This window comes from Paenibacillus sp. yr247 (genome assembly GCF_900103825.1).
In the GTDB taxonomy this organism is placed as follows: domain Bacteria; phylum Bacillota; class Bacilli; order Paenibacillales; family NBRC-103111; genus Paenibacillus_E.
Genome location: NZ_FNIF01000001.1, coordinates 655059 through 681641, shown reverse-complemented (window position 1 = coordinate 681641; position 26583 = coordinate 655059). Strand labels below are relative to the sequence as shown.

Sequence of the window (26583 nt, the reverse complement as noted above, 5' to 3'; positions counted from 1 at the left end):
AAAAAAAATAGCACCTCACACTAGGATGAAGTACTATGTCCAATCTTATGCTTTTACGATCTCTCTACCTTTGTAAGTTCCGCAAGACTTGCACACACGGTGTGCTAGCTTCAGTTCTCCACATTGTTCACATTTCACCATGCCTGGAACTTCCAATTTAAAGTGAGTACGGCGCTTGTCGCGACGAGTTTTGGACGTTCTTCTTTGAGGTACTGCCATATTCAAAACACCTCCTTATACGAATTTCGGGCGTTGCCTTATTCTTTGTTAAAAAAGTCCGCGAGACCTGCAAGCCTAGGATCAATGTTCTCCTGTTTACAGCCGCAATCACGTAGATTGCGATTCTCTCCGCACACGGGACAGAGACCTTTGCACGCTTCGTCACAAAGTGGTATGTATGGTAAACCGACCACTACATTTTCTACAACGTAAGGCTCCAAATCGACTTTATCTCCAACTACCAAATGAATATCCTCGTCTAGTTCCGGATCTTCTTCTTCTGGTTTTTGCATGAAGACTTCCTCGAAAGGAAGCTCGATTGTTTGATTAGTGTGCGATAAGCATCGTGAACAACTTAACTCCAAGTCTAGCGTTAACGTACCGTTAACTTTTGCTACTCCCTCTTCATACACAGCATGAAGATCGACATGTACAGGACCATGACCAAGGATATCTTGACGCCCTTCAAAAGGAGCCGTCAAATTCAACTCTTCAGTCATATGAACCGGCTGCCCCTTAAGAGCTAGCTCTCTAAAACGAATTTGCATGTTTTTTCACCCCAAACAAACAAAGATTATTATATCCAGTTTGATTACCTTTTGTCAATTATAAATCTATTTAATTTTAATCCTGCAAGCTTATTTCGGAGGCAATGCTGCTAGAAATTTGAGTGCATCTTCCATAGTACCGATTTCAACAATTTTCATCTTCGTTTTAATTTGATTGGCTCTTTTGACAGCGACCGAGTAATTTTCAATTTTAGTGCCGTCTTTTAACGTCACATCTTTGGGCGCAAAGAAATACTCTGCCTTTTCGTGATCCGCGGCAATGATCTTATGCTGAATACCGCCTATTGGACCTACGGTGCCATCGGTATCAATGGTGCCTGTTCCTGCGATACGGTAACCCTTGGTAATATCCTCGGGAACGAGCTGATTATATATCTCTAAGGAGAACATTAATCCAGCTGAGGGGCCGCCAATTTCACCAGCCTTAATGGATACCTGTTGATCCTCTTGGTTCGCTTTAACAGCCTGCATCTCGGCCGGAACAACACCGATGCCTGCCCGTGGCTCACCTTTCTCCCCATCCTGTTGAGGGAGCGCCCCCAGCGTCAGTATAGCTTGCTGTTCGACGTTTTTCCTCGAATACGTGATCGTAATCGATTCCCCAGCTTTTTTACCCTTAAGCGTGTCCAATAAATCCTGTGCAACCTTTACTTCTTTATCTCCAGCTTTCAAAAGTACATCTCCGGGTTTGAGAACCTTCTCTCCCGATAAGCCTGGTAGCGTCTGGAGTACCATAACTCCCTCATGGTTGATATGAAAAGGGATTTTAGCTTGTGTATAGGCCGCTTGTATAGCGCTCGCCTGTGAAGTCAACATGACGTATTCTTGGCGCTGAGAATATTCTTGCTCGGACTCGCCCTTGCGCAAAACACTCGTTTTGGGCTGAATCTCCTCATAAGGATGAACGAGACCAATTAAATAATTGATCATATTAGCATCGGCAACGCGTACCGTTGTCAACATCAGTGTCCCTTTTTCCGTATCCGAACCTCTGGGAATCGACACCATCGGTTTAATTTCTTCAGCCGTTCCCGGCATGAAAATAAAAAAAGGAAGTCGTACAAAAAACAACAAATAAATAATGCTAACTCCGACGATTGCCGATATTAAATATCGCCTAGTCGCAGATCTTCTCGGATATCGATAGGAATCATTTGACCACGTACGAATCGAGGTCTCTTCTTCGTTCTCCATGCAGGTTCCCCCTCCTGATGCCATAAACTAGTTATAACTCTCGTCCATCGGCCAAGCAAAGCTTGGTCTAAACCCGCATCCTCTTGCGTACAAATGAAGCATGTTTAAAGGATGAGGTGATACTATGCAGCCTATGAAAGCAAGATCCAACTCCAAACTTACAACACTGGTACTGGGGTCTTTGGCTGCCCTTGTAGTCGTGTCTATCATTCTATTCCCTGATAAGGCATTTCAGTCTTCGCTTGAGGGACTTACGATTTGGTGGAAGATCGTATTTCCGGCGCTGATGCCTTTTCTCATTATGACCGAGCTGTTAGTCGGTTTTGGTGTTATTCAAGGGACAGGCGTTCTTTTAGAACCGTTGATGAGGGTTGTATTCCGTCTTCCGGGTGTAAGCGGGTGGGCGCTAGCATCAGGTCTTATTATAGGATTTCCTACCGGAGCCAAAATTACTGCTACCCTGAGTGAAAAAAACCTCATCTCTCGAACAGAAACAGAACGATTAACGGCACTGTCCCATTTGTGCAGCCCCTTATTTCTGATTATGGTCATAGGCGTCGGGTTTCTGCACAGCGCAAAGCTCGGCATCGTGCTTGCAGTGGTCCATTATGTAACGGCAATCTTAACAGGAATTTTGATGAGATTTTCCAAGGAACCACAGCAACCCTTGGCTGCCTCTTCCGAACTCAACTCCTCAAATGTAAAGCCAAAAAAAAATCCATCCATTTCCATTTGGAAACTCGCCCTATCTACGATGCGACAAGCTTATTTACATGATGGACGCGCCTTCGGCAAGCTCCTCGGAGATTCAGTAACCTCTTCCGTGCAAACCTTGATGCTGATCGGTGGGTATATGATGATCTTTTCCGTACTGATTAATGTCATTAACATTACTCATCTCACGGATGCACTTCAACCTGTTACTCATTTCTTACTCCGTTTTATGAATACCCACACTGATACCACCCCTCAGTGGATCATTGGTATTCTGGAGGTTCATCTAGGTGCTTATGCTTGGAGCCAAGCTCAAGGTCTCTCCCTACTTCCGCAAATGGCGCTCATTAGCGCATTTCTCGCTTGGGGTGGCTTGTCTGCCCACGCGCAAGTAGCTGGCTTTCATCAAAAAACAGGCGCACGCTATAGGTTTTTCTTTCAGTCCCGTGCCTTGCATGCTGTGCTTGCATTGGTATTTACCATTCTTCTTTGGGAACCTATGCAGTTACTTTTAATGGATACAGAACCGAGCTTTCTCTGGTTGGACAAAGCAACAAGCGAATACTCTGAAGCTTCTTTTCCACTGAACGGCGGATCCGCATGGAGTTTATGGGGACCCATGCTGGCCCAATTTCTTCTTTTACTTATTATAATGCTAACCATCTCAACACTCATAAGAGCTTTCCGAAAGAAAGTTCATTAGTCAATTTTATTAACCTTAGGAAATTTCTTTTTGAGTGCTTCTTCAACCTCGGCAGGAACTAAATCTACAACTGGACCATGAAACCGAGCAATTTCTTTCACGATACTGGAGCTCAAGTAGGAAAACTTGGGCTTTGAGGTCATGAAGAAAGTCTCCACATCCGAGTTTAGCTTATGATTCGTAGAAGCCATCTGCAGCTCATATTCAAAATCAGAAACAGCCCGTAGTCCGCGAACGATCAGGCGCACATTGCGGGCTTTCATGTAATTCACCATCAAATCACGAAAACCATCCACTTCTACATTAGGCAGATCCTTCGTAACTTTGCGGATGAGCTCCATTCGTTCTTCCAATGAGAACAAAGGGTTTTTGGAAGTGTTATTGAGAACTGCTACAATCAGCTTATCAAACACTTTTGCCGCTCTATGTATAATGTCAAGATGGCCATATGTAACCGGGTCGAAACTGCCCGGATAAACGGCTACTGTAATTCCGTGTTCCTGCTTCATCTGTCATCTCCTTTTAAAGATTTTGCCATTATTCCATGGATCGCTTGTAGATCGTAACTGCGGTATCTCCGTAATCTGCTCTTCGTTGTTGCTTGAAACCGCCGATGGCATCTTGCAGAATATCCTTAGCATCGTGCTCCACAACTATCGTGGCATTGGATTCTACGATCGCTTGCTCTTCCATTGCACTTATCAGCTCCGTTATAAATTTCATTTTATACGGAGGGTCCAGGAAAACCAGCTCAAATTGCTGTTCCCGCTTTGCTAACGCTTTCAGTGCCCGAGTGGCATCTGTTCGGTAAACCTCAGCCTGGTCCTTGAGTCCGGCTGTTTGTAAATTGTGCTGGATCGTGTCGATGCTATTCTTCTCGATATCAATGAAGACAGCCTTATCCATCCCGCGGCTCAGCGCTTCAATCCCTAATCCGCCTGTGCCTGCGAAAAGATCGAGTACCTGTCCTCCGTCAAAATAAGGACCGATCATACTGAAGATCGCTTCTTTCACTTTATCCGTTGTCGGTCGCGTGCTGATACCAGGTACAGCTTTTAACGACCTGCCTTTGGCAGTGCCTGAAATCACTCTCATCTTGCGTTTCCCCTTCTAGCTGGCTCATTCTTTTGCTATCGTACCACAAGCTCTAATCGGACACAAAAATTTTATACCTACAATGTATAAATTTCCCGTAAAACGGTCATCCTTGAACTATCGACATCAGAGAATGTCGTAGACAACCGCGGAGAAGACTTACGTTTCCCCATAAGCTCTTCGTCCGGTTTCTCCTCTCCCATGAGGCGGCTGCGCAAGCAGTCGCCGTTATTATTTTTATATTATAGTTAAAGAAAACCCTTATTAAATAAGGGTTTATTTGTGTATAACAGGTTAGATTTATCATATAATACAGATCCATATTACTAGCGCCGGGGACGATTCGGGGACGAAAATTTAAGGAATAATTCAGATAAAAGTAAACCAAAATGAAATTTCAACGGAATAAATTAGTGGTTACGCTGTAATAACACAAATCCGCTAATACTTGAAGTCTTTCTATTAATTACCACTTTAAAACCAATGTCTGCGTCTAATAAGCAGTTTAAGGCATTGATAAGCAATCTGTTGGGAGCTAATGTAAAGGTACATGGTTGAGCACTTCCGATAACACGAGAGGCAATAATCCTACGTGCAGAACCTGGACGAAGCGGATCTCTTGTCCAACTGATCAGTATTAAATCAGGCTGACGAACAGCTTTTGTTCGAGCCATTGCAATCACCTCTTTTCTGTTAAATTCTCTATATTAAATGCAAAACAGAAATATATTGTTCTAACAAAAACCTAGAAAAAATGAATAATGAACTAAAAAATACGTACAGGGAGAGGAGTCGCATGCTCCCCAAAGTTCAACCTCTCATCTTAGGAATAACCTCGTCGATCCATGTTTCACCAGTACCGAAGTCTGCACATTGTGTAGCGTGTTAAGCTATTAGCGCAAAGAAAAAAGACCCCTTTGGGAGCCCTTTCAACGGTGAATTTTATAAGGTTCTTTATGCTAAATCCTTATTGGCTATACCTCACTCAAGGTTTTATCTTAGGCGGTTCTGGCCGACTATGACCATACAGCCGCACATAGATCTGCTCAATTTCCTCGCCAGTCAGATCGCCACGCTTCAGCAACTCCTCCGCAATGGCGTGAACGAAGTCGGCGCGTTCCCGTACTAGCTTCTTCACTTGGAGCATCTGGTCCCTCAGCAGCTCGTTGATCTTTGGCCGGAGCGCCTTGAGTCCATCAGCCCGAGAGCCTAACGCAAGCCAACTGAAGAGTTCATCGCCCATACCGACCATACCAAGGTAGGCCCCGGCCATCTCTGTAGCCTGCTGCAGATCGGAGGTGACACCGTTTAATTTCTTCCCCAGGAACTCCTCTTCCACCGCTCGGGCTGCCAGACAGACTTGGATCTCCGCCAAGATCTCGCTGTCGCTTCGGTTATACCGCTCATGCATCGGCTTTGTGGCAGCGAGACCAAGCGCGCCGCCCCTACGGATGATAGTCACCTTCCAGATCCGGTCATGGGGCTTCAGCAGGTACTGCGCTACCGCATGGCCGGCCTCATGGTAGGCGATGTTCCTTTTCTCGTCCGCTCTCATGGAGCGGAGCGGCTGTTTGAGGCCCCACTCATAGGTCTCCATGGCGGCCCGAAAGTCCTCGTAACTGGCAACCTGTGCGCCCCGCTGGTGGGCGATCACAACCGACTCGTTGACGATGTGTTTGATCTGCGCTGGGCTGTAGCCCACCGTATCGAGCGCCGCCCGCTCTGGAGTTAGCGTAGACTCAAGCTTCACCTTCTGGAGGTAATATTGGAAGACGTCCACCCGTCCATCATAGTCGGGGGCATCGACCCAGAGCTGCCGGTCGAAGCGGCCGGGTCGGAGCAGCGCGGAGTCGAGTACGTCAGGCAGGTTTGTCGCTGCGACCGTCAGCACTGGCGGACGCTCTGCTTTCTTGCGCCGCAGCCCGAGCGAGCGAAGCAGCTTAGCAAACCGGGAGTTGTCGATGTTCGGCGGATCCATCTGCAAGAGCAGCTCGTTGAGCAGGCCAGAGCCGCCGCCCATACCGAACATCCCTCCTCCTCCACTCCCTGCCTGCCGACTCATACCGATGGCGTCGATCTCATCGATGAAGATGATGCAGGCACCGTATACATTCGCTAACTTCCGGGCCTTCTTGTAGAGGCCCATCACCTTCAGGTTCCCTACGCCGAAGAACATGTTTTGAAAGCTGGGGGCCGAGGCGTAAGCAAAGGGCACCTGCGCTTCGTTGGCGATCACCTGAGCCAGGTAAGACTTGCCGGTGCCTGGGGGCCCACAGAGCAGCAACCCCCGGATCGCCTCGCCACCCATCTCCTTGAACTCCTTGACACCTTTGAGCAGGGTGACGATTCGCTTGGCATTCTCAACGATCTCGGGGTTACCCCGGTAATCGTCCCAGGTGGAGCCAGTCTCTCCAGGCAGAATCCAATACGTACGTCCCCGGGCTAGGAACCAAAAGAGGGCAACGAACTGAATGATCATGAACATTATGGCGAAGAGCAGCTGCATCACAACACCTACAATACCTAATGCGATCTCCCAGTATGTCGGCCCTCCTACCCACAACAGCACGCCGGTGAAGACGAGGGCTGCGAGCCAGAGGATAAATGTACGCCACTTTATCCACTGATATCTCCTCATGACCTCACTTCCTTTACATACGGTTTCGATTACTCTATGAAAACCCTAGGTCCTCCATGAAGGAAGGCCAAAAACTTATTTATTGGAATTTTCTTTTAATGTCCCATAAATATTTGAGAATTACAGCGATACCGCCCACGAAATAAAAAATCACAAGAATCCACCCCGTAGGATCAATTGGAATCATGGATATAACGATCTTCAATGGCAGGACATAGTATAGGACATCCTTTAAATAACCTAATACAAAAGTTGGATCAAAAGAACCTTTCCAAAATGATTGGAAAAAAGCGATAAGAAAATCAATGCTCATTAATCCAAATATGGCCCACATTGTGTAGATCATCCAATCTGCAAGTGTAAATGTCATTTATCATCACCACCTTGCCACATATTATGCTAGGAATACTAACATGTGATGATGCGCTAGTCGCCGTTACTATTTATTCGTAAATATTTACTTGAACAACGAAAAAAAGCCGCTACTATGCAGCTTTTTAGTTTCGAAGAAAATATTCCTATTCACAGGCCACGCCATCATTATCCTATCTAATTTACTACTATATCAGGATCCCCTCTATGAAGAGGAGCCTTACCTGCTGCCTCACAGCAGAACAATTCGGATAGCTTGTATACTAGGAATATATTCTATCACACTTTTTCCATGCTTCACGAGTACGGAAAAATAGATTAAATGATATCATTAGGATTACATCATCCACATCTTATCCATTAGAAATATCGTATTAAAAAATGAGAGTAAGCCTGCTTCCAACAAAATTGGATTTTAAAGATAAAGGAGCACATTCACTGAATGGCTCCTTTTCTTCTCCTTTAGCTCGCTATGAAATGACTTCGTACCTGCTAAATCCAGCCCATTTAAAACTCCTATTCCCTGACCCTTGGCATTGTGTTATAATCATTAACGGAACATACGTTTCCATTTATATACAAACTCACGATAACAGTCAGAGAAGAAGGTATTCTATGCAAGATCACACTATTTTTGAACGTTTACGAATCAAGTATGCCGACGAAGATCGGGCTAAACTTATTATGCTGCAGTTAAGAACTTTAATGGAACAAAAGAAAAAGAAGAAGTGGTACCAGAAGTGGAAAACACCAACCAAAACGAAACCTGCTAGCTGGAATGAATAACAATCCGGAAACAGCACCAACCAAATCAAAGTAGACTAATCGGCCAAGCAAATAAAATGAAGCCTCCCGATTACTACTTATCAGGGAAAGCCTCTTCGCTTATTTACTTCCCTCTTTTTTTCGAATAATACAACACACCTAGGTAGTGAGCACCTGTAAATAACGTGAGAATTCCAAAAAACAGCAGGAAACCGCCTTGGCGATCACGGAAGAACAATTGTAGAACAAAAAGCGCTAGTGATATTTCGCTCCATAGAAGTGTTCTTTTTTTGAGCGGGCTCAAATCCGCGGTGGATTTACTAATTTTGCGAAGATTCATGAATGTAAGACCAGCGAGAACGATTACTCCAATAACGATCACGATAATGTAACCTGAATTGCCCGACATGTGATTCCCCCTATTTCTAATGTATCAACTTTATCTGTATATAATAGTAAGACTTTATATCTAAGATACATGGAATATGACTAGATGTCTATTTGAAAAAGGAGTTTGACTTCTCCTGTGGAATCTGTTTTTGGAAGATAAAACGAAATCAATCATAAGGAGCTAGTCCGATGTCTACGATTTTATTTAAACCATTAGAAGAATCTGATATTTCCTATTTAATGGATATTTACAACCATTTCGTCTTGCATACGACCGTTTCTTTTCACACGGAGCCCGTAGGGCTTTTGGAATTTACGGAGAGTGTTATCCATCCAAACCCGCGTTACCAAACTTACGTGATCACATTGGATGGGAACCTGCAAGGGTACGTTCAAGTTATGCCGCACAAAAAAAAACAAGCCTATGATACCACAGGGGAAGTGACGATATATTTGCATCCGGAATGCGTAGGCAAAGGAATTGGCTCGGCAGCCATTCATTATATTGAAGCGGTCGCGAAAGAGCGTGGCTTCCACTCGCTGATCTCAACGATTTGCGCGGATAACAAACTTAGTATTCATACGTTTACGAAAAATGGGTATACGCAGTGCGCACATTTCCGTGAGGTTGGCTTCAAATGGGGCAAATTCCTCGATATTGTTACCTATCAGAAAATCATTTAATAAGGTTTACGGCGTAAGTAACTCCAGCTCAAACCTCCATCCGTCGTTCGCCACAAGTCTCTAGTATCCAAAAGCCAGCCACTACTCGATGTAGGAAAACTTAATTGTAAATTTGGATCTAGCGGCTGGAATGTGTTAGGAAACTCATGTTGGCTCCACGTCTTGCCTGCATCCATTGTCCGGAGCAATCGCCATGTTTGTTCACGACTTTGCGGATTCGCATGCAACAGAATGAACCCTTTTTGTGCATCAGCAAAAGAAATAGCCTGCGGCGCAAGGAGGCTCGGCAGCTTGCCTGCTTCGTGCCACGTCTCTCCATCCGTCATGTGATAAAGAATCGTTATGTCCTTGTCCTTTTTACTGGGGCCAATGAACCAACCCTCGGTGGATGAGAGGAACGTAAACACGCCCTCCTCTTTCAAAGGCATTGGGATACGGCTTGATGCCGACCAAGTTAATCCCCCATCCTGCGTTCGAAGCAGTATCATGTCTTTGTCATTTTTGGCAGCAACCAACCCTTTTTGCCGATCAAAGAATCGGAAAAAAGGTGTTTCTCTCCTCGCCTCTAGTCCTGGTAAGTCCTGCGCAATGACCTCCCAAGTTTGACCACCGTCTGAGGTTAGTCGAAGTTCCGATTTTTGACCATAAGACTCATTAGTGAACAACCAACCTGTTTGAGAATCAAGAAAAGAAATCGCGTTTGGTTCAGTTGTGTAAGCCAATCTGCTCAGAGCCTGCCAGGTCACCCCGCCGTCGCTAGTTTGCACAAATGGTAGATCTCCGATGCCGGAAGCGAGGCCATATCCATGTAGCTCATCCACGAACGAGAGTGCTTTGGTTGGGGTGAGGCGCATGGGTGTTACTTGCGCATTAACACGGATATTCTCACCCGAAACAATTGAAAAACCGGAGTCACGCGTTTCTTGTGACGAAGACCTTTCGTTAGGAGACGGAGTCGAGGATTTTCCATAAAAACAGCCTGCACATAGCAGAAAAATCGCCAAAACAACTAATTTTTTGTTGCTTATCAGGACTGTCATGACCTCACTCCTCTCACTTTTGCAATTCTGCTTTGGGTATATGTAATGACGGTCCATGATCAAGAATAGTTCATGTCCACCCCTTGCGGTTGATTCCTTTATTTTCACTGGATAGGATGTCCCTTCTTTACAAAAGCTAGAGCATATTCATATTGCTCGGAGGGGATTGCCATGACCAAATGGGTTTGGTCCGTCACTATCGTATTCCTGTTAGCAGCAGGCTGCGGTGTGTCTAATAACAAGCCTTATCACGATCAGCGCTCAGAACAAAATTCTCATGTTTATGACCAAGACCTAAAAACAGAGTCCATTTTGGACAAAAGTCGGCTTCATATTGAGCCTCTGTCAAGTCCGAAAAGAATGGTCACTCCAACACCTACAGGAACGCCCACGACAATGAATCAACATGAAACAACACCAACTGATTTAACGCCAAGTCCGTCGCCCAAAACGAATACCAAGAAAGCACATCCTGAAGGTTCCAAGAAGCCTTCCGTCCCTGTTCAAATAAATCAGGGCCAAGTCAGGATTTCTCAGAAAAAGCTTACGCTATCTCAACTGGCTATGAAATACCCGGATACTTTCAAGCTGCGAGGCTCTGCTCAGGAGAAGAAAGTGGCGCTAACCTTCGATGACGGACCTGATACTAGATTTACACCAAAAGTTCTTGATGCCCTCAAGGCTAACCAAGTGAAGGCAACCTTTTTCGTACTTGGTGCTAAGGCCAGCACTCATCCCGATATCGTTAGGCGTATTGTCAGAGAAGGTCATGTCATTGGCAATCATTCCTACAGTCATGCGAATCTACCGAAGCTGACGGTGGACAAATTTCAAAGTCAGATCATGAGCACGGAAAATGTACTGCAAGGCTTGATTGGCTACGCTCCTAAGCTAATCCGTCCGCCGTACGGTGCGATTAATGAGGAGCAGGTCAGATGGATCGCTGATCACCATTATTTGATTGTGAACTGGAATGTCGATTCACTCGACTGGAGATCGCTGAATTCGGATCAGGTGCTGCATAATATTATGCAGCAAACGAAGCCCGGCTCCATTATCCTCCAGCATTCCGGAGGTGCAGACAGTCAGGATTTGTCAGGAACGGTACAGGCCATTGGACCCCTGATCAGTAATCTCAAAGCAGCTGGTTACACGTTTGTAACTGTGCCTGAGCTGCTTCATGTTGCAAAAAGCAAATAAGCCGGAGCACATCTGTATGTGCGCACCCGGCTTATTCTTTTACATGCTTATTCTTGCAGCGCCGAGAGTCTCGACTTGATGTCTCGGATGTGCTGAAGCTGTGAGCGAGCGTTCTCGGGGCTCCACTCCCCTTCGCTCATGAGCTTCGCCAGTGTTAACTCCAACTGGCGTCTCTCGTTAGCTCGCGCTAACAGCTCTGGTGAGCTTTCGCTCGTCTTACTCGCCTCCGTATACTCGTCGTAAGTACCTGTGAATGGGATTGGGCTGCGCGCAGCGCTCAGCCACAAGAGCTTCGTCGCCAGCTTGCGAATGAAGAAGCGGTCATGCGAGACAATGACCATGGCGCCGGGATAGTGAAGCAGCGCCTGCTCAATCCTCTCCCGCGAATCGATATCCAAGTAATTCGTAGGCTCATCCAGCACCAACAAATTCGCACCGCTGAAGTAAAGCTTGAGGAAGGCAAGCCTGCAGCGCTCGCCCATGCTAAGATCTCCGATTCGCTTGCGCACCTCTTCACCTGAGAAGAGGAAGCAGCCCAGGATCGTGCGGGCCTGGGTCTGCGTCATGCCAGGCAGCGCCAGCAGGCTGTCTAGCAGGGTCACGCTGTCGTCGAGATGCTCGAGCTCCTGTGAGAAATAACCGATCGACGCCTGCGGGTGCTGCCGCACCATGCCGGCAGCGGGCTGAAGTTCGCCGACGAGCAGCTTCATCAGCGTAGTTTTGCCTGAGCCGTTGGGGCCGAGCACGGCCAAACGATCGCCGCGGTCTACGCTGAGGCTCAGTTCAGCGAACAGCTCGCGGTCGCCGTAGCGGAACGCGGCCTGCTCCAGACGCACCAACGAGCGGGAAGCGAAGTCGCTCGCCCCCAGCTTCACCTTCAGGTGCGGCCCCTCCCGCGGCTTCTCCACGCGGTCCGCTTCCAGGCGCTCCAGCTCCTTCATCTTCGCGTTCATCCGCGAGACATGCGTGCCGGCTCGCGCCTGGAAGTACCCCCGCTGTATCGGCACCTCAGCCTTTCGGGCGTTTTTCTCGCCCTGATGGAACCACTGCCGATACGTGCGAATGCTCTCCTCCAGCTGCTCGCGCAGGTGCTGCTGCTTGCGGTAGAGCTGCTCCTGCGTGCGCAGCTCGAGCTCTTTTTGGCGGGTATACTCCGTGTATCCGCCTCGGTATCTTCGGCTGCCTCGCGGCGTCAGCTCGACTAGGCAGGTCGCCACACCATCCATGAAATGGCGATCGTGGGAGACGAAAACTACGGTGCCCGGATAAGCTTGAAGCCACGCTTCGAGCCATTCGAGCGACGCCGCGTCGAGGTGGTTGGTCGGCTCGTCGAGCAGCAGCAGCTGCGGCTCGCGCACCATCAGACGAGCCAACTGAGCTCGCGTCTTCTGCCCGCCGCTCAGCTGTCCGAGCGGCAGATCCCACAGCTCGCGGCCGAGCCCGAGCTGCAGCAGCTTGCGCTCCACTTGGGTTTCCCAGTGGTAGCCGTCCAGCCCCATGTATTGCTCTGCCGCCTCCTGATAATCGGCTAGCAGGCTTTCCATGCAAGGAGAAGCCGCATCCTGCATACGCGTCTCCAGCTCCTTCAAACAACGCTTCGCGGCACAATGCTCTGGGCAACCATCCTCGACGTAGGCATGTGTGGACATCGCCTCATCCGATTCCGTCTGCTGCCCCATCCAGCCCCACTGCTCGAGCGGCAGCCTGCGTTCTACTCTACCTTTATCCAACTCCAGCGTGCCCGCCAAAAGGCGAAGCAGCGTTGTCTTTCCTATGCCGTTTCGGCCATAAATCGCGATCCGCTCCCCTGCATTCACCTCCAACTCCACATTTTCAAAAAGTGGCTTCCCTGCAAATTCCTTCATCACATTCATCGCTTTTATAAGTAAAGTCATAGACACGTTTCCTCCTTTGAAAATCAAATACAAAAAACCGCAAGCAATCGCCTACGGTCAGGAAGAACAAGTCATGAATTGGGTATGCAAAGAACAGCACCCTCCTGAAGGAGTCAGCCCCTTTAGACATACGTATCCCACTCGCTCTACCTGCACAATCGTAGAGTCTGCCCTTCAACGAAACATTTCGTTTTAGCAGAAAAGTTAGGCTACATACTTCATCGCTCTAAAGGTACCTCCGAATTCTTCAAGATTCTTTCATTGTAACATAACCCCTCTAACTCTCAAGGGGAAGAATCACTATAACTATAATATCCAATGTGTTCAAATAGCATCACACGTTTTTTTCTGAATTAAGTCCTTGCAGCCTACCCTTTTTTATACTACAATTCAATTCGTAATAATTACTTTTTAATTCAATGATAAAGGAGTCCTCCTTTTGAGCAAAGTTCCCGTTATCGTACTGAGTGGATTTTTAGGCAGCGGCAAAACAACACTGCTCATCCGAATGCTTCAAGAAGCAGCCTTCTTTAACCTCAACCCTGCCGTTCTTATGAATGAGCTAGGAAAACAAGATGTTGATGGACATCTCCTCCAAGCAGCCTCACCTGATGTGAACATGGCCAAACTACTTGATGGCTGCATCTGCTGCAGTAAGAAAAGTGATATCAGTGATTCAGTTAAACAACTGCTGATTCGCAAGCCCGATGTGATTCTCATTGAATTAACCGGCGTTGCGAACCCAGAGGAAATCGTCGATGCGCTGACCGAACCCGCGCTGCTTCCTCATGTGAAACTACACAAAGTAATCACCATACTTGATGCCGAGAACGTGCTTGAATATAACAGCATTTTCGCCTCGGACCGTGAGCTTGTCCATACACTGCGCAGACAAATAGAGGTTGCTGATCTACTTCTTTTGAACAAAGTTGACTTAGTCTCTGACAAACAATTAAAGTCCATTGAAAAAACAATTCGCAAATCCAATGAACGCTCCTTGCTGCTGCCAACTACACATAGCCATTTTGATTTGGAACTTATTTTCGGCGCTCTTGGACCGCAAGAATCGCAATCCATTGTTTCATCGACCTTTAATAAAAACTTGCGATTTCAAGCTATCAAAGCCGTCCAGCCACCAAGAGAGTCATCCAAACATACCGCATCCTTCTCACGTATTCACACTATTACAATTCCCATCGATGATAACCTCTACTTGACACAACGCACTGTGGAACGTTATTTAGCAAAATGGGGATCCAAGCTGCTTCGCGGAAAAGGTTATTTGATTATTGGCGCTAAACGCGAGCTCTTTCTTATGCAATTCGCAGGCAAACGTACGAATTGGCAGCCAACCGCTTTCCAAGGGACGCCTTATCTCGTCCTCATAGGCTTGGACCTTGATGCTACTGCACTTGAAGAGGACTGGCAAAAACGACTAGCCGAAACCCAAGTATAACAACAACCCGCATCAAAAAAAGCAGTTCCGCTGAGTTCACCTCAAGCAGACTGCTTTTGTTTTTTCATGCTAGAATTGATTGAATCTGAACATTCCTTTCCTTACTCCAATCCACAAATGCATTCCCCACCTTAACGAGCGGGCTCCCAATGTCATGAGGGTTAATATATAGAAATGATCTCCTGCTCGAATTCGCCGAACGTCCCTTCTCGCATTTGTCCAATGATTTCATGGAATGGCATAATGAATCGTTTGAAATTAAGAATGTTGCTGTAGTTTTCAAAATAATCTATTTTTTTAACATTTTACATAAAAAAATCGCTGAACATGAAGTTCCACGATTTTTAATGACCCACCGGAGAGACGGATGTGCCTGATTTACAATCTGAGCAGTAACCAAATATCTCAAACCGATGACTCTGAATTTCAAAACTTTCCGGCAAATCCTTCACAAGCTTCATCGGACAGAACTCAAAGGTTACTGTCTTTTCACAACTAACGCAAATCATATGATGATGATGATGCGACAAACAACTTGCCTTGAACTTCAATCCATCGGCCAAATGAAACTGCTCCAGAACCCCCATCTCGCTTAACAATCGAAGATTACGGTAGACCGTATCAAAGCTCACACCGGGATATTTAAGTTTCATGTATTCATAAACGTCTTTCGGCGACAAATAACTTCCCGATTCAGCGAATAACTTTGCCATACTTCTGCGCTGCTCTGTAATTCTCCAGCCTTGCTGAGCCATGGCTCTTAGCATCACGTCAAACGTATCTGTATGATTGCCCACTTACATTACCCCTCTGTCATGAATTGTTCTACTAACATAGTGCAGCAAATTGACCTCTTGCGTCAAGTAGATGACCGTTTTTGTACGTAACAAACATTATCCTATTCCCCTTTCATTCATCATAGGTTAAACTAGTAATAATTATGATTAAGGAGTCTAAACCAATGCCAACTACTATGTTTCGAGCGAGCATGCATGCCATCGCGGCCATCTGCTTCCTCTTAATTATGCTCATCCTGTTAAATAAAGGTATGCCTTCGATATCCTTACTTACAACAGAACACATGCAAGCTTTCAAAACCATGTTCATCAGCATTTTATTAGAAGCTATTCCCTTCATTTTATTAGGTGTATTGCTCTCTTCCTTGCTCCAAACGTTTGTATCAGAGCAAACCATTCGCCGTTTCATTCCGAGGAACCCTTTTCTTGGTATCTTGTTTGCTTGCGTTTTAGGCATCCTATTTCCGATGTGCGAATGTGGTATGATTCCTGTTGTTCGAAGACTCATTCTCAAAGGGATGCCCGTCTATATCGCAGTAGTTTTCATCGTAACCGGACCAATCATTAATCCCATCGTATTCGCAGCTACTTTCATGGCATTCCGTAATCATCCAGCTATCGCATACACCCGCATGGGGCTTGCTTTTGCTGTTGCTATTGTAATCGGACTGATCCTCTACCGTTTTATCAAAAGTAATCCGCTGCGTATCAGCCGCGCCAACTTTTCCAATCAAGAAGCGTTGGAAGGTCATCAGCATCAAGGCGGTGGCATCTCCAGCAAGTTGAATACATTTTTCGTTCATGCTTCTGATGAGTTTTTTGAAATGGGTAAATATCTCGTTTTTGGCTCTCTGCTCACCGCATTAATCCAAGTTTTTATGCAGCGTGAAAGCTTACTTGCCATTGGTCAGGGTCCAATCAGTTCTCATTTGTTTATGATGGGCTTCGCCTATATCCTCTCCCTATGCTCCACTTCAGACGCTTTTGTCGCTTCATCTTTTCAAACGTCATTTACGTCCGGCTCGCTGCTTACATTCCTTGTGTTCGGCCCAATGCTTGATTTCAAAAGTACACTGATGCTGCTTTCCGTATTCAAATCCAAATTCGTACTCGTTCTCTCGGCGTTGATTGCCGTCACCGTATTATCCTGTTCACTGCTTTTCGAACGCTTTTTCTAACTTTTGCAATCATACAAAACAGGAGGAACTTACATGAGTGAAATTCGGTTATTGAGCTTTCATTATTTCTTTCGCACACTTATTTTACTTGGTTTTTCCAGCTATATCGTGATTCTTACCAAGACAGATGCCCTTCAATACTACATAGCCCCGCGCATGATGATTTATGTCAAAATTGCCTCTGTTGTCCTGTACATAATCGCCTGCTTTCAAGGCTACATGGCACTGCGTGCTTATTGGGGCAAACCAGTAGCCTGTGAATGCGAGCAACCTGTTTCTCGCTCATCCGTACGCAATACGGTTGCTTATGGACTGCTCCTTCTACCACTGTTAATCGGCTTTATGATGCCTAATACAGCCCTAGGCAGTTCGATGGCAGCAGCCAAAGGGATGAATCTTTCCGCTGCCAAATCAAGTATAGCCAAACAAACTACAGACCTTATCACTGAAAATGGTGCCCAAACAAGCGTGGATGCTCCCAAGCAGACAACTGCTGCTGTTCCGAGCCCCATTACCGTTCCACCTGTTGACTCTAGCGCCGCTATCAGCTCTGCTCCAAAATCCGATGCAGAACTTCAAAAATTATTCCATGCCGATAACGAATGGGATGAAGACTTCTCCAAAATCGGTATGATTCTTTACAAAAAAGACACCATCGTCGTAAAACCAGAAATATACATGGAAATCCTTTCATCCATCGACCTATTCAAAAACAATTTCATTGGCAAAAAAATTGAGCTCTCCGGCTTCGTCTACCGCGAAGATAACATGCAAAAAAATCAATTCGTCGTTGGTCGTTTTGCTGTAAGCTGTTGTTCTGCCGATGCTACCCCTTACGGAGTCATGATTGACTTCCCAACGGCTCAGACCTATCCCAAAGACATGTGGGTCAAAGTCACAGGCACCATCCAAAACGGCAGCTACAATGGAAACGACATCTTCACCATCAAAGCAACCCAGATCGATAAAATCGCTGCTCCCGAATCACCGTATATTTATCCAAATTTTGAACCGCTCAAACAACTTGATTAATAAGTCAATTTCACGATAGCCGAACCAACAACCGCAAGGAACTCATGATCCTTGGCGGTTGTTTTGTCTTTATCCTGAGTTCATATTTTTCCATCAAATAGATAATAAAACAACTATTACTTCAACTGTGACTCGCATATGGACACTATCCCCAAGACTCATTAAGGTTTGATCGTTACATATCCACAACTTCACTCCACACCTTTGTTTCCCAGCAATTCATGATTTCATGCTTTGATCCCCGATGGCGTCGCCCCAAAAACTCCCATTCCCCCTCTTACTCTATTACTTTTTTGAAATAACTTATCATGACTCATAGTTAATGTTTAAAGCTCCTGGGAATCACCTAAGTATTTAATTAATACAAATCAATCCACCTTAATAAGTATCAGTTAATAATTGATATAAGAACAAATATTCGGTATAATAAATAAGAACAAGTGTTCTTTTGGAAATTCCTGTGAGGTGTCATAATGGAAAAAAACTATCATTTACCGAGCACTCTTGAGCAGTTTCAACAGCAATTTCCCACTGAAGAGACTTGTATAAATTAATTGTTTTCGACGAAATGGCCCTTTGGATTTTCATGCCCACAATGCGGGCACTCACATGCCTATATAACCCGTACGAGGAGGCTTCCTCTCTATGAGTGTCTTCAATGTCAACACCAAACATCCCTCACTGCCGGGACTATAATGGCAGGCAGTCGCACCTCTTTACATAAATGGCTCACCGCTATTTTTCTGATATGTCGCACGGAGCAGGGTACGAATGCCGTTACGCTCTCCAAGATTATTAGCGTCACCTACAAGACAGCCTGGCTCATCCTTCACAAAATTCGTCACGCCATAAGTGCAGCTGACCAAAGCACTCTGCTTTCTGGTATTGTCCAAGTAAACTCAGCTGTCTATGGAAAACCCTACAATCCTTACTACCGCAACCATCCACAGGAGCACTACCTTCTAGCAGGCTCCTCCCTCAACTTTCTGGGCGAACCAGCCTATATCAAACTCAAACTAGTCTCCAAAATGCATATAAAAAACAAGCTTTTTCAACGATCTACAACAATGGACTTTACCCAACAACATATCGAATCGCAGACAAGCAGCATCGAATTCAATACTGGGCGCTTTAGTCCAAAGCGCTTTCGTTCTCTCCTTGCACTCGCAGTACAAGCCGGCAAATCAATCAACAACACATTCTATGGCATTGGACAAAAGTATCTACAAAGTTACCTTGATGAGTTTTGCTTTAAGGTAAACCTTACTTTACGCGAAGCATCCATCTTTCAGCATTTGACCCACTTATGTACGGCACCTCATGCCAAACTCAATTTTTTCAATCCCCAAAATACGTCCATCTGTGCCTAATACCAAGAATATAGCCATGTAATATAACTACTTATATTACTCATCACCGAGCAACCTGAGTCAAAGGGATAGTGGTCATAGTGCTGCGTTAAACGATAGTTAAAGATGAGTAAACAGGTGGCCTAAATCATACTTTTTTCCTTCAAACCTGAACCAATGGAATAGGATAGCGGCCAAAGTGCTTCGTTAGCGGTATATTCAGTGAGCTATTCCTGCAAAAAAAAGAGTCCGCAGCATGCTTGCTGGGGGACTCCTTTTGAATTGAATTGCTTATTTTACCGCCGTATCTGATAAGGATTCCAGTTTGAGCAATTCTATCCGAACAGCGTCTTTGGAGAAGTTTTCCCCGATAAATACAGCAACGTCGGGCACTTCACCTTTGGGAGTAATTTTGACGAAATCCATTTCTCTGTAGGCGTACTGAAATAAGAAACGGCTTGACGTATCGGAAAAACTGAGAATCCCTTTAGCACGGTATACCTCTTGCGGTAGCTTACTGACAAATTGTTCGAATGCGTTGCTGTCTACTGCTCGCTCAAAAAAGTGTGTATACGCCATCACATGACTGTGAGAATGATGGTGGTGATTGCCCTGCTCATGGTCATGGTCGTGATTCAGATCATCGTGAGATTCATGATGATCATGATCCTTAGTGAAATGAACTGCGTGGTGGGCGCTATTATGAGCTGCATTTGCAAGCTTTTCTAGCCCCTTCTCTTCTTCCAGCACTTCTATGAGCCTTATATCGATTTGGCTGAAGACTGTGTAGTGTACAGAGGCATATTGATTCCATTCACGTACGAGAGTATCCACTTCCTGAAGCGCCACTTCCTGCAACAAGTCTGTCTTATTCAGCAGAAGTAAGTTGGCACAACGGATTTGTTCCTGCATAAGCCGGTATGTCTTGCCTCGGCTTGTCCGGCTCAGCTCCAGCAGCTGTGGTGCATCAACGACGGTTATGACAGCTTTCAACTCCACTGGGAGTATAAGTGAAGCATCTGTTACTTCATCAATGATTTCCATCGGATTTGCGATACCCGTCGATTCAATGAAAATCAGGTCTGGTTGTTCCTCGGTTACAAGTTCTTTGAGGGCCGTCGCTAGATCACCTCGACTCGAACAACAAATACATCCACCAAGCAGCTCGGACATTGGCACTTCTCCCGCAACCAACTGCCCGTCCAGATTAACTTCACCAATCTCGTTCATTATGACTGCGGGTTTACGTCCCGCTTCGGTAAAATGATCAATCGCCTTTGTTAATAAGGTCGTTTTGCCGCTTCCAAGGAACCCGGATAATATATACACGGTAACTCGTTTGTTAACCATACTCATTTCTACCTCCGCCAAGCATTTTGATAGCTTATGCTTCTATCCTGCTCATGATTGATTCCACTTCTATTATTCGTAATTATTACCTTTAAATCAAGAGAGTACAACACTTCCGTAGACTTGAGCATGTTGTTTCCTTAATTATGTTTATGTTAATTATGTTTATGTTAATTATGTTTATGTTAATTCTGTTGACTCTTGCTTAACTTCGAATTTAGTCAAAAGGATCGGCCATTTCCCAACAAGCTGGACGAGAAAAGGAAATAGCTTGGTCCACAACAGGCTGTTTACGGGATTGGTTGGCTTGAGCGGAAGCTCTAGGCGATCGTAGAGGATAGTGGCAGCTTCTTCTACTAGCGCCAGCGCCAGGTCCGTGGGAGCTGCTGAGTATACTGCTTCCAAACGCGGGAGGTAGTGCTGGCTAATGGATTCTGATAATTGATGATCGGACAAGTTGTCTGAAGCCATCACTTCCCCCATTCCTAAGCTGACAAGACGAGCAATGTCTGCAACGAAGGCGTGAGGAATGCAGTAAATTTCCAGCGCTAAAGCTGCTACATAAATCTCTCTTAATAACTCGTCTTCTTTATCTTCCGATAATACGGGGTCTTTTAAATAAACGGTAACGGCCGGTTTGATTGTATCCCAGCTATTTTCTATGCTTTTCATAGTAAACTGCATCATTGCTGCAGCTAGTTCTATAGGTGTAATTTGTTTTTTGTCTGCCTCTTGCATTGCGGCTTACCTCACTTCTCTCTCGTTACTTTTAAAATGAATGGTTAATTCTATAATTTCCGATCGGCTGCCTAGACGAATTGGCGGTCCCCACGTACCAAAGCCGGAGGAAACGATAGCGTGAAGGTTACCTTTTCGCAAGTAGCCCCAGTCTAGTTCAAAGAGCCTTCTTGTTATGAGGTGGTTCGGGGCCATTTGGCCTCTGTGTGTATGTCCTGACAGCATCACATCCGCGCCAGCGTCAGCTGCTTTATCTAGGTGGTAGGGTTGATGGTCCATGACAATAATAGGTTGTCCGGGATCTATTCCCTCCAGCAATGTAACCAATGCTTTACGTCCTTCGGCCGTTCGCTCGGCTGCCTTGTCTTTTCTGCCTACGATGTACATCCGTTCCTTGATATGAACAGTTTCATCCATGAGCACGTGAATACCGATCTGCCTCATTTGTTCCACGAAGACCGGAATATGTCCGCCAATGTATTCATGATTACCAAGTACGGCATAAATCCCAAGCGGAGCTTGGAGTTGTCGCATTGTTTTACCCATATCATAACGGATAAACGGCTTAATATCATCGTCAATTACATCCCCAGGCAAGAGGATCAAATCTGGCTTTAAGCCATTGACCTTCTCTACAAGCTTACGCAGATGGCGGTTCCCGACAATTGAGCCTAGATGGATGTCGGAGGCAACGACGATGCGAAGCTGCTTCCAGTCTAACGCTTTTTTAGGAATAGTAATCTCATACTTGCGTATGACAGGGTTCCTTGCATTGTAAGAGCCGCGAATCATCAAGATGAGTATAGTCCCTATATTGATCCATCCGAGAATCGGAATGTACGTATCGGAAGATACGGATGCCAGATGGAGCACTCCTATAGCCAAATCTGTCAACGGCAGTAATAGGATACCAAATTGCATGACGGCAAACCAGTAGGAGCCGATAATTTTCAATAGTCGGGATAAGCTGGCAGATAACACCCGTGAGCCAACCCATGCTAATAGATACGACAAAGCGACGATCCAGAAGCCAATCCAGTATAATGCAGGGTGAAACCAAGTACCTAGTTGGTCCGATAGAAAGACTTGACCGTGCCAACCAATGTAGCCATTCACACCAAACACAATAGCGAAAATGAGTGCGATGCTTATTACCGTGCGTGTTTTCATGTCGTTAACTCTCCCATTCTGTTCTTCCAATACTTTACAGCAGCAGGCTTAACGGCTCTATACATAACTCATCGTCGTTGCGCACATTACCTACTCGACTAGACACGGGGTACGCAAACATTTGGTCCCCCGGATACGGTTGCAATAGCGGGCGCAACGTGTCGGTGTTGGTTATGCTGCGATTCAACCAAACCCCCTCCGCCTCCCTCGGTAAAATGACCGGCATACGCTCATGAATATCCGCCATCAGTTCGTTCGCTTCCGTGGTAACGACGGTGCAGGTGGATATCCGCGTGCCATCCGGAGATGTCCATGTATCGTATAGCCCGGCCATGCTAAAGACGTCTTTGGTGCGCAGCATAACACGCATTGGTTGCTTATGTTTTCCTGTCCCTTTCCAGTCGTAGAAGGAATCCGCTGGAATCAGGCAGCGTTTACGCTCAAACGGCTTGCGGAAGGCAGGCTTGTCCGCAAGCGTTTCAGCCCGTGCATTGAGCATCTGATAGCCTAGCTTCTCATCCTTCGCCCATTCTGGAATGAGCCCCCAGCGCAGCTCGCCAAGCTTATTCTTTTCCCCGTCATGGACGATGGCCATTACTTGCTGTCCCGGTGCCACATTATATTTGGGGCTATATCTCGCAGGATATTTGTAATAAATATCATAACGAAGCATCAGCTCCTCTAACGTCACAGTGATCGTATAGCGTCCGCACATCGGTGCACATCCTTTGCATGGTTTTTTCCGCAAGAAAACTAAATCTATCCGAATTACTACAGCACTCTCCCTCCATTATGAGAAAAAGAAATACTCACGTCAATTCGCGTAGCCCGATGAAGATTGCTTCATCGGGCTGCTGGTCGGCTAAGTCTTCTTTTCTGTCTCAAGATTCTCTCGTTCTACGCTTTCTGTTCATCAGCCTTCCCAGCGTTATACACGCTTGCAACCAGATGATCAATGTATCGGGCCGTTCGTACGCTTATTTCGGCACGCATGTAGTCTTTAGCAATGATAAGCGCATCTTCATGCCCACGGCAAGCATAACGATAGTGAATCTCGCGGTCATTCTTTTCCTCTTCAAATAATTGAATGCGCCTCTGCATCATCTTCGTTTTGGTTTCACTTAAATCGGCTTGTATTTGGGCAGCAAGCGCATGCGCAACACGGGCATAAAGCAGTCTAAGCGTTTCGGAGGATCTTTCGATTTCACTGGCTTTTTTCTTAATCATCCCGTGCATGAGAGGCAACAGGACATAGTCTCGCATGACCCCAATGTCTTCCGCTGTGGGACGACTTGCCGGAGCAGGTCTATCGCTGCGCTGGTTTTGCAAGGCCTCTCGGTGCTGGGGCAGCATCATTCTGCTGGATTCCCACAGGCCGTTCTTTTCCAGTTTTTTGCTCATTTATAGTGCCCCCCGATTTTGAGCGCTCTGTTCTGCGCTTGACCGGCGGTCGTGACCGAGGAAGCACGAACAATCGCCGCGTTGCCGAATCGATCCTTAATGCTGTCCGTCACTTTCTCAAGCGCTCGCGCCTTGATCTGATCCTCGAAGAGCGTCAGCTGATAGGTATCATCATCCACTAACTGACTCAACATGACACCGGCGCGGCGCACCGGCATGGTATCCCAGAACTTGTATAATAGCTTTTTCACAGCTTGAAAAACCGTACTTGTATGATTCGTAGGGTCGGGCATCCTCATTTGACGCGAAAAGCCTGTCGGTGCGTCGAAAGGGCTGCACATACAGCTTACGGTAACAATTGAAGCCATATAGCCTTTGCGCCTGCAGTCGCGGCACACCTCTTCCGTAAGCTCGAGTAGGATGGTATCTACTTCAGAGGATTCCGCATAGTCCCTCGGCAAAGTCATCATATGCCCTACAGACTTCGGAGGCGTATCGAAAGTCCCCGGCGTAACCGGACTATCATCCAGCCCGTTCGCTGTTCGCCACATCACTTCAGCGTGAATATCTGACTGCTTGCCGAAGCGTGCGCGGAATTTATTCTTGAGCAGCGGCAGCGGTGTTCTCGCCACATCGCCGATCGAATACATACCTAGTCGGGCAAAATGCGCGGTCATCCGCGAACCGACACCAAACATCTTACTTACAGGTTGTTCCCACAAGTATTTCTCGACGTCTGATGGGAGCAGCGTGAAGATGCCACTTTCATTCTTTTTGGCCCAAATATCTGTCGCGATCTTCGCTAGTATTTTATTAGAGCTAATCCCAATTCGAACTTTTACCCCCGTTTGACTGAACACCTTTCGTTGAATGGTTTTCGCAATCGTTATAGGGTCTCCGAATATCGCTAAACTCGCCGTAACATCAAGAAACTGCTCATCAATACTAAAAATTTCAACGAGATCGGTAAACTCTTCGTAAATCTTGGTAATCAGCAGCGAAACATCAATGTAATGCTGCATGTGCGGGCGCATCACGATCAACTCAGGGCACTTCTTAAGCGCTTCACCCAACCGTTCGGCTGTGGATACGCCGTATTTCTTGGCCACGGGGCAGGCTGCTAGAATGATACCCGATCTTAGCGCAGGGTCTCCTGCAACAGCGACCGGTTTATCCTCCAAGCCCGGATGAGCAGCCTTCTCCACGCTTGCATAGAAGCTCTGACAGTCCGCTAGGAAGATCGTTCGTTCCTTTCCTTGGCTCACCGTAATCCCCCCCGCATATTCATAAGCGTGGTCATAAGCTCAGCCTTGACCAAGCTGCGAAGCATCGTGAAATGATGGATGTAGCCTCGAACTTTATACTCTACGTTAATACCTAATGCATTCATTTCAGTATGGATGACTTTAATATCTCGTTGCTTCATCTTGCTCTTAATACTTTGTAATTGGGGATAAATTGCGGTCTCAACCTCTCTGAGATAAAAAAGAATATGATTGTACACGATCTTATCCTTATAAACCTTGAGCTCCTCCATATCCCTTGCCAGCATATCGAGCAAAATGGGCAGCAGCGTGTATTCTTTGATAATTTGAACATCCTCTTCTGTCTCAATTCTTGAACTAACACTCATATTCCCACCACCATATGCGAACATATATTCGTGTTACTTATTATATACCGAACACGTATTCGTTATGCAAGTGAATTTTTTTGGAAACAAAAAAATGGGCTCCTTTCATGAAGGAACTCGATGGGGTAGTCGTATTTCTGAAGGTCCGGTTGAATGATAGATGCCTAGCATTCAAAAAAAACGCCACCTAACAGGGCATCTCCGGCCCTATAAGTGGCGCTTTCTGTTTACCTTATCGAAACATGGACCATAGTTTGATCAAGTGAAAGGTGTTGGAAGGATCAATCTTTTGTGCAAGAATAAACTCCAGGATTTGGGTGGTTTGGCTCCCACTCAGCTTCTCACCGAAAATGCCAGCGGCAAGCCCTATTAAGCGCGCAACCTTCGTATGATTTTGTAAATCAGCCTTCGTAACGCCCTGCAGCAGCATTTTAATGCGTTCTTTGATCTCTGGATTTTTCATCTTGAACTTTACGCGCTCTACCAACGCAGGATCGATGCCATATTGTTGATAACTCATGTTCGTACCTCCGATAACACGTCATGCATCTATCATATGACTGAACGTACGCAAACTTGACTCGAGCCCCTGTATAAAACAAGAAACAGCTACCGCTGTCGGTAACTGTCTCCTGTCCATTTTGCTATGACTACATATAAATCGCGATCATGATGACGCATAGGCTATTTAGCGCAACAAGCAGCGGCATGCCAATGACGAATGAGGTATGTTTCGTCTTATGACGCCATACCCGCATACCGAGCCAACCGCCAATCCCGCCACCGAGAGCAGCCAGTATAAAGAGCCGTTTCTCAGGCACTCTGCGGCCGCCTTTTTTGGCTTGTCCCTTGTCATGTCCCATTTCTATGAACGTAGCGATATTCATCAGCAGTAAATAAACCAGAAAATAAGTCAAATTCGGCACACCTCGTTTCCAAGGATAAACGGCTACCCCGTCTTTAAGGACGAGCGCGTTTGTAAATTCTACTATCAATCTTAA

The 26583-nt window shown here is 46.0% G+C and carries 30 protein-coding genes and 1 pseudogene; 9 read left to right on the top strand and 22 right to left on the bottom strand.

Going from position 1 to position 26583, the window contains the following annotated elements:
* Positions 1 to 45: 45 nt before the first annotated feature.
* The 3 genes from rpmF to BLT91_RS03140 all read right to left on the bottom strand — a co-directional run bounded on the left by rpmF (position 46) and on the right by BLT91_RS03140 (position 1982).
* Positions 46 to 219 (bottom strand): 50S ribosomal protein L32, encoded by a 174-nt coding sequence (rpmF, locus tag BLT91_RS03150; RefSeq protein ID WP_029195321.1) that lies wholly within the window; start codon positions 217 to 219, stop codon positions 46 to 48.
* A 38-nt stretch (positions 220 to 257) separates the two neighbouring features.
* Positions 258 to 767 carry a YceD family protein gene (locus tag BLT91_RS03145; protein ID WP_090816463.1) on the bottom strand — a complete coding sequence of 170 codons (510 nt, stop codon included), beginning with the start codon at positions 765 to 767 and terminating at the stop codon, positions 258 to 260.
* A gap of 90 nt (positions 768 to 857) precedes the next feature.
* Positions 858 to 1982 (bottom strand): SepM family pheromone-processing serine protease, encoded by a 1125-nt coding sequence (locus BLT91_RS03140; RefSeq protein ID WP_090816461.1) that lies wholly within the window; start codon positions 1980 to 1982, stop codon positions 858 to 860.
* 124 nt (positions 1983 to 2106) lie between these two features.
* On the opposite strand from BLT91_RS03140, the gene BLT91_RS03135 reads away from it, so the two are divergent.
* On the top strand, positions 2107 to 3399 hold the full coding sequence (locus tag BLT91_RS03135; RefSeq protein WP_090816457.1) for a nucleoside recognition domain-containing protein: 1293 nt from the start codon (positions 2107 to 2109) through the stop codon (positions 3397 to 3399).
* On the opposite strand, the gene coaD is transcribed toward BLT91_RS03135, so the two are convergent.
* The 6 genes from coaD to BLT91_RS03110 form a co-directional block, all read right to left on the bottom strand.
* Entirely contained in the window at positions 3396 to 3908 is a 513-nt protein-coding gene (coaD, locus tag BLT91_RS03130; RefSeq protein WP_090816455.1) for a pantetheine-phosphate adenylyltransferase, read from the bottom strand. The genes BLT91_RS03135 and coaD overlap by 4 nt on opposite strands.
* A 28-nt stretch (positions 3909 to 3936) precedes the next feature.
* A complete protein-coding gene (gene rsmD / locus BLT91_RS03125) occupies positions 3937 to 4494 on the bottom strand; it encodes a 16S rRNA (guanine(966)-N(2))-methyltransferase RsmD (RefSeq protein ID WP_090816453.1) in 558 nt (185 codons plus the stop codon).
* Positions 4495 to 4571: 77 nt separating this feature from the next.
* Positions 4572 to 4697, bottom strand: coding sequence for a hypothetical protein (locus BLT91_RS33415; protein ID WP_302847447.1), 126 nt, complete (start codon positions 4695 to 4697; stop codon positions 4572 to 4574).
* Between the two features lie 207 nt (positions 4698 to 4904).
* Positions 4905 to 5168, bottom strand: coding sequence for a hypothetical protein (locus tag BLT91_RS03120; RefSeq protein WP_090816452.1), 264 nt, complete (start codon positions 5166 to 5168; stop codon positions 4905 to 4907).
* A gap of 311 nt (positions 5169 to 5479) precedes the next feature.
* Entirely contained in the window at positions 5480 to 7132 is a 1653-nt protein-coding gene (locus tag BLT91_RS03115) for an AAA family ATPase (protein WP_090816450.1), read from the bottom strand.
* 79 nt (positions 7133 to 7211) lie between these two features.
* Positions 7212 to 7502, bottom strand: coding sequence for a hypothetical protein (locus tag BLT91_RS03110; RefSeq protein WP_090816448.1), 291 nt, complete (start codon positions 7500 to 7502; stop codon positions 7212 to 7214).
* Between the two features lie 617 nt (positions 7503 to 8119).
* Between BLT91_RS03110 and BLT91_RS31225 the strand changes: the two genes are divergently transcribed.
* Positions 8120 to 8290: a hypothetical protein gene (locus tag BLT91_RS31225; protein WP_175532062.1), complete on the top strand. Its 171-nt coding sequence runs from the start codon at positions 8120 to 8122 to the stop codon at positions 8288 to 8290.
* A gap of 103 nt (positions 8291 to 8393) precedes the next feature.
* On the opposite strand, the gene BLT91_RS03105 is transcribed toward BLT91_RS31225, so the two are convergent.
* Positions 8394 to 8678, bottom strand: a complete 285-nt coding sequence (locus tag BLT91_RS03105; RefSeq protein ID WP_090816446.1) for a hypothetical protein — start codon at positions 8676 to 8678, stop codon at positions 8394 to 8396.
* Between the two features lie 170 nt (positions 8679 to 8848).
* On the opposite strand from BLT91_RS03105, the gene BLT91_RS03100 reads away from it, so the two are divergent.
* The gene (locus BLT91_RS03100; protein ID WP_090816444.1) at positions 8849 to 9343 is read left to right on the top strand and encodes a GNAT family N-acetyltransferase; all 495 of its coding nucleotides are present in this window, start codon (positions 8849 to 8851) and stop codon (positions 9341 to 9343) included.
* Here BLT91_RS03100 and BLT91_RS03095 read toward each other — a convergent pair.
* On the bottom strand, positions 9340 to 10383 hold the full coding sequence (locus BLT91_RS03095) for a WD40/YVTN/BNR-like repeat-containing protein (RefSeq protein WP_090816442.1): 1044 nt from the start codon (positions 10381 to 10383) through the stop codon (positions 9340 to 9342). The two genes, BLT91_RS03100 and BLT91_RS03095, sit on opposite strands and share 4 nt — an antisense overlap.
* Before the next feature lie 171 nt (positions 10384 to 10554).
* Here BLT91_RS03095 and BLT91_RS03090 point away from each other — a divergent pair, with 171 nt between their 5' ends.
* Entirely contained in the window at positions 10555 to 11583 is a 1029-nt protein-coding gene (locus BLT91_RS03090; RefSeq protein WP_090816440.1) for a polysaccharide deacetylase family protein, read from the top strand.
* A gap of 47 nt (positions 11584 to 11630) precedes the next feature.
* Here the strand turns inward: BLT91_RS03090 and abc-f are convergent, their stop codons facing one another.
* Positions 11631 to 13478 (bottom strand): ribosomal protection-like ABC-F family protein, encoded by a 1848-nt coding sequence (gene abc-f, locus BLT91_RS03085; RefSeq protein WP_090816438.1) that lies wholly within the window; start codon positions 13476 to 13478, stop codon positions 11631 to 11633.
* A 439-nt stretch (positions 13479 to 13917) separates the two neighbouring features.
* Between abc-f and BLT91_RS03080 the strand changes: the two genes are divergently transcribed.
* Positions 13918 to 14934, top strand: a complete 1017-nt coding sequence (locus BLT91_RS03080; protein WP_254776761.1) for a CobW family GTP-binding protein — start codon at positions 13918 to 13920, stop codon at positions 14932 to 14934.
* 344 nt (positions 14935 to 15278) lie between these two features.
* On the opposite strand, the gene BLT91_RS03075 is transcribed toward BLT91_RS03080, so the two are convergent.
* Positions 15279 to 15701, bottom strand: coding sequence for a Fur family transcriptional regulator (locus BLT91_RS03075; RefSeq protein ID WP_090817247.1), 423 nt, complete (start codon positions 15699 to 15701; stop codon positions 15279 to 15281).
* Between the two features lie 194 nt (positions 15702 to 15895).
* Here BLT91_RS03075 and BLT91_RS03070 point away from each other — a divergent pair, with 194 nt between their 5' ends.
* The 4 genes and pseudogenes from BLT91_RS03070 (at position 15896) to BLT91_RS03060 (ending at position 19311) form a co-directional block, all read left to right on the top strand.
* Entirely contained in the window at positions 15896 to 16909 is a 1014-nt protein-coding gene (locus tag BLT91_RS03070; protein WP_141224920.1) for a permease, read from the top strand.
* A 33-nt stretch (positions 16910 to 16942) separates the two neighbouring features.
* On the top strand, positions 16943 to 17941 hold the full coding sequence (locus tag BLT91_RS03065; protein WP_090816435.1) for a TIGR03943 family putative permease subunit: 999 nt from the start codon (positions 16943 to 16945) through the stop codon (positions 17939 to 17941).
* 554 nt (positions 17942 to 18495) lie between these two features.
* Positions 18496 to 18600: pseudogene (locus BLT91_RS33775) on the top strand (transposase); the annotation flags it as partial.
* Between the two features lie 36 nt (positions 18601 to 18636).
* Positions 18637 to 19311 (top strand): hypothetical protein, encoded by a 675-nt coding sequence (locus tag BLT91_RS03060; RefSeq protein WP_090816433.1) that lies wholly within the window; start codon positions 18637 to 18639, stop codon positions 19309 to 19311.
* A 270-nt stretch (positions 19312 to 19581) separates the two neighbouring features.
* On the opposite strand, the gene BLT91_RS03055 is transcribed toward BLT91_RS03060, so the two are convergent.
* From BLT91_RS03055 to BLT91_RS03015, 9 genes are all read right to left on the bottom strand, one after another.
* Complete coding sequence (locus BLT91_RS03055) at positions 19582 to 20640, bottom strand: CobW family GTP-binding protein (RefSeq protein ID WP_090816431.1); 1059 nt, start codon at positions 20638 to 20640, stop codon at positions 19582 to 19584.
* 180 nt (positions 20641 to 20820) lie between these two features.
* Positions 20821 to 21378, bottom strand: a complete 558-nt coding sequence (locus BLT91_RS03050) for a hypothetical protein (protein WP_090816429.1) — start codon at positions 21376 to 21378, stop codon at positions 20821 to 20823.
* A gap of 6 nt (positions 21379 to 21384) precedes the next feature.
* Positions 21385 to 22548 carry a metallophosphoesterase gene (locus tag BLT91_RS03045; protein WP_090816427.1) on the bottom strand — a complete coding sequence of 388 codons (1164 nt, stop codon included), beginning with the start codon at positions 22546 to 22548 and terminating at the stop codon, positions 21385 to 21387.
* A 34-nt stretch (positions 22549 to 22582) separates the two neighbouring features.
* Positions 22583 to 23263, bottom strand: a complete 681-nt coding sequence (locus BLT91_RS03040) for an SOS response-associated peptidase (protein WP_090816425.1) — start codon at positions 23261 to 23263, stop codon at positions 22583 to 22585.
* 182 nt (positions 23264 to 23445) lie between these two features.
* A complete protein-coding gene (locus BLT91_RS03035; RefSeq protein WP_090816423.1) occupies positions 23446 to 23949 on the bottom strand; it encodes a YhjD family protein in 504 nt (167 codons plus the stop codon).
* Complete coding sequence (locus tag BLT91_RS03030; RefSeq protein WP_090816421.1) at positions 23946 to 25214, bottom strand: DNA polymerase IV; 1269 nt, start codon at positions 25212 to 25214, stop codon at positions 23946 to 23948. Before BLT91_RS03030 ends, BLT91_RS03035 begins: the two co-directional genes overlap by 4 nt.
* Positions 25211 to 25582 (bottom strand): YhjD family protein, encoded by a 372-nt coding sequence (locus BLT91_RS03025; protein ID WP_090816419.1) that lies wholly within the window; start codon positions 25580 to 25582, stop codon positions 25211 to 25213. The genes BLT91_RS03030 and BLT91_RS03025 overlap by 4 nt, the downstream gene beginning before the upstream one ends.
* Before the next feature lie 232 nt (positions 25583 to 25814).
* A complete protein-coding gene (locus BLT91_RS03020; protein WP_090816417.1) occupies positions 25815 to 26102 on the bottom strand; it encodes a stage VI sporulation protein F in 288 nt (95 codons plus the stop codon).
* 130 nt (positions 26103 to 26232) lie between these two features.
* Positions 26233 to 26577, bottom strand: coding sequence for a DUF1294 domain-containing protein (locus BLT91_RS03015; RefSeq protein ID WP_368086761.1), 345 nt, complete (start codon positions 26575 to 26577; stop codon positions 26233 to 26235).
* Positions 26578 to 26583 lie beyond the last annotated feature (6 nt).